Annotated in this window: 8 protein-coding genes; 6 read left to right on the top strand and 2 right to left on the bottom strand. The window is 47.5% G+C overall.

The window, feature by feature from the left end; all coding sequences use genetic code 11:
* The 3 genes from ACTHUT_RS04060 to coaBC all read left to right on the top strand — a co-directional run.
* Nucleotides 1–304, top strand: a 304-nt coding sequence (locus tag ACTHUT_RS04060; RefSeq protein WP_440418682.1) for a hypothetical protein, incomplete at its 5' end; no start/stop codon positions are given.
* 195 nt (nucleotides 305–499) lie between these two features.
* Entirely contained in the window at nucleotides 500–1,729 is a 1,230-nt protein-coding gene (locus ACTHUT_RS04055) for a tetratricopeptide repeat protein (RefSeq protein WP_440386145.1), read from the top strand.
* A 34-nt stretch (nucleotides 1,730–1,763) separates the two neighbouring features.
* The gene (gene coaBC, locus ACTHUT_RS04050) at nucleotides 1,764–2,942 is read left to right on the top strand and encodes a bifunctional phosphopantothenoylcysteine decarboxylase/phosphopantothenate--cysteine ligase CoaBC (RefSeq protein WP_440386144.1); all 1,179 of its coding nucleotides are present in this window, start codon (nucleotides 1,764–1,766) and stop codon (nucleotides 2,940–2,942) included.
* Nucleotides 2,943–2,999: 57 nt separating this feature from the next.
* Here coaBC and era read toward each other — a convergent pair whose 3' ends face one another.
* Complete coding sequence (era, locus tag ACTHUT_RS04045; protein ID WP_036493257.1) at nucleotides 3,000–3,929, bottom strand: GTPase Era; 930 nt, start codon at nucleotides 3,927–3,929, stop codon at nucleotides 3,000–3,002.
* Between the two features lie 64 nt (nucleotides 3,930–3,993).
* Entirely contained in the window at nucleotides 3,994–4,713 is a 720-nt protein-coding gene (rnc, locus tag ACTHUT_RS04040) for a ribonuclease III (protein WP_440386143.1), read from the bottom strand.
* Between the two features lie 254 nt (nucleotides 4,714–4,967).
* Here rnc and ACTHUT_RS04035 point away from each other — a divergent pair, with 254 nt between their 5' ends.
* The 3 genes from ACTHUT_RS04035 (at nucleotide 4,968) to nusB (ending at nucleotide 6,414) form a co-directional block, all read left to right on the top strand.
* Nucleotides 4,968–5,291: a DUF2185 domain-containing protein gene (locus tag ACTHUT_RS04035; protein ID WP_003748560.1), complete on the top strand. Its 324-nt coding sequence runs from the start codon at nucleotides 4,968–4,970 to the stop codon at nucleotides 5,289–5,291.
* Nucleotides 5,292–5,384: 93 nt separating this feature from the next.
* A complete protein-coding gene (gene ribH / locus ACTHUT_RS04030; protein WP_003748562.1) occupies nucleotides 5,385–5,864 on the top strand; it encodes a 6,7-dimethyl-8-ribityllumazine synthase in 480 nt (159 codons plus the stop codon).
* Between the two features lie 121 nt (nucleotides 5,865–5,985).
* Nucleotides 5,986–6,414, top strand: coding sequence for a transcription antitermination factor NusB (gene nusB / locus ACTHUT_RS04025; protein ID WP_004519698.1), 429 nt, complete (start codon nucleotides 5,986–5,988; stop codon nucleotides 6,412–6,414).
* The last annotated feature ends 87 nt before the right edge of the window (nucleotides 6,415–6,501 follow it).

The following is a 6,501-nucleotide window of genomic DNA, read 5'->3' as shown; positions in this document are numbered from 1 at the left end:
TTCAAAGAAACCGACAGGACAATGTCTAAAACATCATCTTGTCTGTCTTTCAAACAGTGTGAGGCCTAATGCACTCACACTTATCGGTAATCTGTTTTTTAAAGAGCGAATCGAATTATACAGTACAATTTTCAAAAGTCAACTAAAATTATCGAAAATTTCAACCAACTGTGTTATACTGTCTGCTTCGTTTTCTTCACCGCATCAGCAGCGAAGAACCGAACTATACGCCTCCCAACAAAACCAGTCAACACCCAATTTCAAAAAAATTGCAGAATTTCTGCAACTGCCTGTATTTAAATAATTTTAAATTTATCAAATTTTATATATTCACTAGGTGTACAGGATCTTCAAAGATAAATAGTGCTACCTCTTTGTTCTTATTTGCCACATTCAGATGCTATATCTCTTTATATTGCTGGCGCTTTAGTCCTATCTACTCTTACAATCTACACTTTCTTCAATAAAACAATCATAAATTTAAAACTACTGTCCTATTATGAGCAACCAACAAATCCAACAAAAATTTGAACAGGCATACCACTCTTTTATCGAAGAGGAAAATTACGAGGAAGCGCTTAAACGTGCGGAGATTCTTTGCCTTCTCAATCCACAATCTGTCGAATTTCATCACAAAGTTGCTTATGTCTATCTAAAGCAATTGAAATGGGAAAAAGCCATTGAGGCCGAAATGAAAACATTGGAGCTGGATAGCACCTATATTCCTGCTTTGGATTTACTTGCACATGCTTACGGCGCTCTAGATAACTGGGAAAGAACCGGATTTTATGGCCATCAGGCTTTGGTCTTGAAAGATAAAGCCATACCTGACCTTCAGCATGAAATTATTCCTGCTCCGGCACCAAAAGATGGAAAACGGATTATCTCGTTTTCTTTATTTGGTAATAGTTCCAAATATATTGAGCCTGCCGTCTTAAATACCCAGCTTGCTCCTGTTCTTTTTCCTGGCTGGACATGCCGTTTCTATGTTGATGATTCTGTTCCGGCCGAAGCCATCCAACGGTTTAAGGCCAATGGTGCGGAGGTTATCCATATTGATCCCCAACTGCACAACTGGCCCGGAACGATGTGGCGTTTTCTTGCGATAAATGATCCTGAAGCTGAATATGTGATATTTCGCGATGCTGATTCTATTATTTGTTATCGAGATGCAGCTTCTGTTTCGGAATGGATAAAAAGTGGCACCCTATTCCACACCATACGCGATTCGGGCTCGCACACTGCTTTGATTCTTGCAGGCATGTGGGGGGCCAAGGCCGGTGCCGTTCCTAATATGCAGGAAAGAATTCAAATCTTTATTGATAGCGGCTATTCTTCAAGGCATTTCGCGGATCAGGATTTCTTAGAAAAAGAATTGTGGGCCTATATACGCCAAAATCTCTTTGCACATGACCGACTGTTCAACTTCCGCGATCCGCATGACATCCCCGGAGAATTCAACCCAGATTATCAAATTGCTTTCTGCGAAGGTGCAACCAGCTTCAACGCAACAACCGATTATGAAGATAACAGCTTGGCGAGATGGACTTTATATTCGCGTGTATCCCCTTTAGTCAATCGGGATTATTCGCTTAATGTTGTTCCTGAATTTAAGGTATGCAGTTACGTAACTGAAGTAAAAAACGGAATTGTTTCAGCTTCCTTACCCAGAAGATACGGTAATGCCATTAAAGCAGGATTGGCAAAAATCAATATCGAGAGAATTTGATTTCAAACAATAGCTTAACTAAACATCCAATATCATGAGCAAACACATTCTCCTCGGTATTACCGGCGGTATTGCAGCGTATAAATCGTGTAAACTGGTCAGGCTGCTGAAAAAGCAAGGACATTCTGTTTCGGTGGTGATGACGGATTCTGCGACGGAATTTGTCTCCCCGCTGACTTTCCAAGCATTAAGCGGCAATCCCGTGTTATCGGATACCTATTCAGGCGCTTCCAATAATGGCATGGCGCACATCAATCTGACGCGTGAAGCTGACGCATTTCTTATTGCGCCTGCGACTGCCAATACGATTGCCAAAATTGCCAACGGATTGGCCGACAACCTGCTGACTACTTTGGCTGCAGCCAGAAAATGTCCTTTGGCCGTTGCGCCTGCAATGAATGTCGAAATGTGGAACAACCCTGCCAACCTGCGCAATATTGAGCAGCTGGTTTCAGACGGCATTACCGTGTTTTACCCAAACAGCGGCGAACAGGCTTGCGGAGAAACAGGTACAGGCAGAATGGTCGAAGCGGTCGATCTGGCAGATTTGCTAGAGGATTTATGGACACCCAAGCTACTGAGTGGCAAAAAAGTTCTGATTACAGCCGGCGCAACGTTTGAAGCCATCGATCCTGTCCGCGGCATTACCAATATTTCCAGCGGACAAATGGGCATGGCTTTAGCGCGTGCCTGCCGTGCTGCCGGAGCGAAAATTACGCTGATTTACGGTCAAATTCAGACGGCCTTGCCAGCAGGCTTGGCTCATTCTGAACAGGCTGTCAGCGCAGAAGCCATGTATCAGGCAGTCCACCGCCACATCCATGCGCAAGATGTCTTTATTTCCGTCGCAGCCGTTGCAGACTATAAAGTCAAAAACAGCAGCGACGAAAAACTGAAGAAAAACGGCAATCAGCCCCCGGTTATCGAGCTGACGGAAAATCCGGATATTCTCGCATCCGTTGCTGCCCTGCCTTCTCCACCATTCTGCATCGGCTTCGCTGCCGAAAGCCATCAGGTTTTGGAATTTGCACGGGCAAAACGTTTGCGTAAAAACGTACCGATGCTGGTGGCCAACCAAGTTTCCGTTTCCATGGGTAAGCCAACCAATCAAATCACCATTATTGATGACCTTGCCGAAACCTCATTTCCGGAAACATCGAAACGCCAAGCCGCAGATGAAATCGTCAAACGTCTGGCTGAATTGTTGGCTTAATCAAACAAAAGGCCGTCTGAAAATTTTTCAGACGGCCTTCTGTTTGAACACATTAAATCACAAACCCAATTCGCGCAGGAAACGAATATCGTCTGCCCAACCGGATTTTACTTTCACCCAAATCTTCAAGAAGACTTTGGTATCAAACAATTTCTCCATATCAAGGCGGGCTTCAGTAGAAATTTTCTTCAATTTCTCCCCACCCTTGCCAATCAAAATTGCCTTTTGGCTGTCTTTATCGACCAACACCGCGATATAAATGCGGAACAGTCCGCTTTCCTCTTCCTCAAACTGCTCCACTTCAACATTCATCGCATACGGCAACTCTTCGCCCAAATAGCGGAACAATTTTTCGCGTACAATCTCCATCGCCAGGAATCGGCTGGATTTATCCGTCACCATATCTTCCGGATACATCGGAATACTTTCCGGCAGATACGGCTTGAGCAGCTCCAGCAGATTGGCAATACGCAGACCATGTTTCGCGCTGACTGCCTCGCTGGCGGCAAACTCAAACTCTTGGCGTACTTCATTGATAAACGCCTCAAGCGCAAATTTGTCTTTGGCTTTGTCTTTATCGATTTTATTGACCACCAATACCACAGGCGTATGCTTAGGCAACTGCTTCAACACCACGCGGTCGGCATCGGTAAAGCGCATGGCTTCCACCACAAAAACCACCACGTCCACGCCGCTTAACGCTTCGGTGACGTTTTGATTAAGACGGTCGTTCAAGGCATTGCGGTGATTGGTTTGAAAACCCGGCGTATCTACAAACACAAATTGCGCCGTATCGTCGGTGTAAATACCGGTTACACGGTTGCGCGTGGTTTGTGCTTTTTTACTGGTAATACTGATTTTCTGACCGATTAAATGGTTCATCAGCGTGGACTTGCCGACATTCGGGCGACCCACGATGGCCACAAAGCCACAACGATAATCCGTCGGGTGTTGCGACTCGTTTTGCAAAAAGGTTTCTATATCCATTTATATATGACTTTCTTGATTGTTTCAGACGGCCTTTGCATTTTCTCAAAGGCCGTCTGAAATATTATTTTTTAGATTTTTTCAAAGGAAACTTCTGTTCCAACCATTCTAAGGCTTCACATGCCGCTTTTTGCTCGGCCACTTTCCGACTGCTGCCGCGTGCATTACAGATGAAACCAAGTTCGCCCAAATCGCAGGAAATCACAAACATCGCATCGGCCGTCTGCTCCGCCTGCTCTTCGATTCGATATTTCGGCAGGGCAAAGCGGCGTGCCTGCAAGGCTTCCTGCAAAGCGGTTTTACTGTCTTTTTTGCCGATATTCAAATCCGCGCGTTTCACGCGTTCCACAAACAAATGGCGAACCACTTTTTCCGCCGCAGAAAAATCAGCGTCAAAGCTGACCGCCGCAAACATCGCCTCCATCGCGTCGGCCAAAATCGAAGGCCGTCTGAAACCGCCGCTCTTCAACTCGCCGGCACCCAAATACAAACCGTCGCCGACATTCATTTCCAACGCAATTTCAGCCAACACGCCTTCATTCACCAAAGCTGCGCGCATCCGCGACAACTCGCCTTCCGACAATTTCGGAAACGCGTCAAACAACATCCGCGCCACGGAATAGTTCAAAATCGAATCGCCGACAAATTCAAAACGCTCATTGTGTTTGGCATTGTAGCTGCGGTGGGTCAAAGCCTGCTGAAGCAGCTCCATATTGCGGAACTCATAGCCCAGACGCTTTTGAATCGCTCGATGCGCCTGCTGTTTGAGCAAATCAGGTTTCATTCCATACTTTCAAAAAACAGCCCGAAAAGCACGCCTCATCCGCAGTGAAACAAAATAAAAAGGCTACACCGGCAACTTTTTTATTTTGGCTCATTGTTTCTTACGTCCCTCAAGCCGATAACAATCAAAAGCCGTCATGTTCAAACCTGACGGCACTCGACCGACATTGTACCATCAAACCACCCCTGCACACATCCGTGCGGAAAAGCGGCGAATCGTGTAAAATCATGCCAAATCATCTCTTTGCCAACTCCATGAACAAATTTGCCCAAGCACTGGCCGCAGCGCTCGACCGCTGCATTGTTACCAACACCGTCGCCGAACAAGGCGAACCCGTCGGCTTCCTCTACCGCGAAGCCCCCGTATTTGAAAACGACAGCGGCTGGCGTATTTTCAGCGGCGACGAAACCGACGAATACACCGACAATCCCGACAACTTCAGCATTGTCAGCCTCTCCGCCATTACCGCAGACAATCCCGACATCGCACCCCTGCTGACTCAGGCAGAAGGCAGCGCGTGGGAACTGAACGAAGACGGCGAGTTCCAAGCTGTTGCCGATTGGCAGCCGCAAGAATAATCCATCCCCATTTCATTTCAGACGGCCTTCCCTATAACCAGGCCGTCTGAAACCGAGCCGAATCCCTATTTCACCAATATTGAAGGAATCATCATGAACATTATCGAACCACGCCTCGACGGTACCAACCTGCGCATCGGCATCGTTCAGGCCCGCTTCACCAACGAAATCGGCAGCGAAATGGTCAAAGTATGCTGCCGCACCCTAAAAGAATTGGGCGTAGCCGAAGACAACATCACGCTTGCCACCGTCCCCGGCGCGCTTGAAGTGCCTATCGCGCTGATGAACCTCGCTTCATCCGAACAATTCGATGCCCTGATCGCCATCGGCGTTGTCATTCGCGGCGAAACCTACCACTTTGAATTGGTATCCAATGAATCCGGCGCAGGCGTCAGCCGCGTCGCCCTTGACTACAACATCCCGATTGCCAACGCCATCCTGACAACCGAAAACGACGAACAGGCCGTCGCACGCATCGAAGAAAAAGCCTCCGATGCCGCCAAAGTTGCCGTAGAATGTGCCAACTTGGTCAACCATCTTTTGTCAGAACAATACGAAGACGACGAAGAATAAACTTCTCCCCGTATTGAATACCGCATCTTTTCAGACGGCCTCCCAATCATGACATTGAGGCCGTCTGAATCATTCAATATTCAGCCGACAACCATCGGCACTCTCTTCACAAGGAATACCCATGAAAAGCCCACGCCGCCGCGCACGCGAGCTTGCCGTACAAGCCATTTATCAAGCAGGCATCAACAAAACAGCCGCTCCCGAAATCGCCAAAAACATCCGCGAACTGTCCCAAGCGCCCAATATGGATGAAGAGCTGTTCAACAAACTGTTTTTCGGTGCACAAACCCATGCCGAAGAATACATGGAAAAAATCAGCCCCCTGCTCGACCGCGACGAGAAAGACCTCAGCCCTATCGAACGCGCCGTTTTGCTGGTTGCCTGCCATGAGCTGAGCACCATGCCTGAAACCCCCTACCCCGTCATCATCAATGAAGCCATCGAAGTTACTAAAACTTTCGGCGGCACCGACGGCCATAAATTCGTCAACGGCATCCTCGACCAACTGGCTTCACGCATCCGCCCCGACGAACCGCGCCGCAAGGGCTAAGATTGACTTCACATTGGGTCAGGATTACCAATCTTTGCCCTGTATAAGTAATGTGCTTATACAGCCAAACCATCCAAAAGGCCGTCT

The organism is Neisseria sp. P0022.S010 (genome assembly GCF_051956635.1).
Note: the sequence above shows the minus strand (reverse complement) of the source record. Positions and strands in the feature narration are given on the sequence as shown.

What these genes read in the sequence shown, in the direction of transcription:
- era (WP_036493257.1), bottom strand. Translation starts at nt 3,929, where the DNA reads ATGGATATAGAAACCTTTTTGCAAAACGAGTCGCAACACCCGACGGAT.
- rnc (WP_440386143.1), bottom strand. Translation starts at nt 4,713, where the DNA reads ATGAAACCTGATTTGCTCAAACAGCAGGCGCATCGAGCGATTCAAAAG.
- nusB (WP_004519698.1), top strand. Translation starts at nt 5,986, where the DNA reads ATGAAAAGCCCACGCCGCCGCGCACGCGAGCTTGCCGTACAAGCCATT.
- coaBC (WP_440386144.1), top strand. Translation starts at nt 1,764, where the DNA reads ATGAGCAAACACATTCTCCTCGGTATTACCGGCGGTATTGCAGCGTAT.
- ACTHUT_RS04035 (WP_003748560.1), top strand. Translation starts at nt 4,968, where the DNA reads ATGAACAAATTTGCCCAAGCACTGGCCGCAGCGCTCGACCGCTGCATT.
- ACTHUT_RS04055 (WP_440386145.1), top strand. Translation starts at nt 500, where the DNA reads ATGAGCAACCAACAAATCCAACAAAAATTTGAACAGGCATACCACTCT.
- ribH (WP_003748562.1), top strand. Translation starts at nt 5,385, where the DNA reads ATGAACATTATCGAACCACGCCTCGACGGTACCAACCTGCGCATCGGC.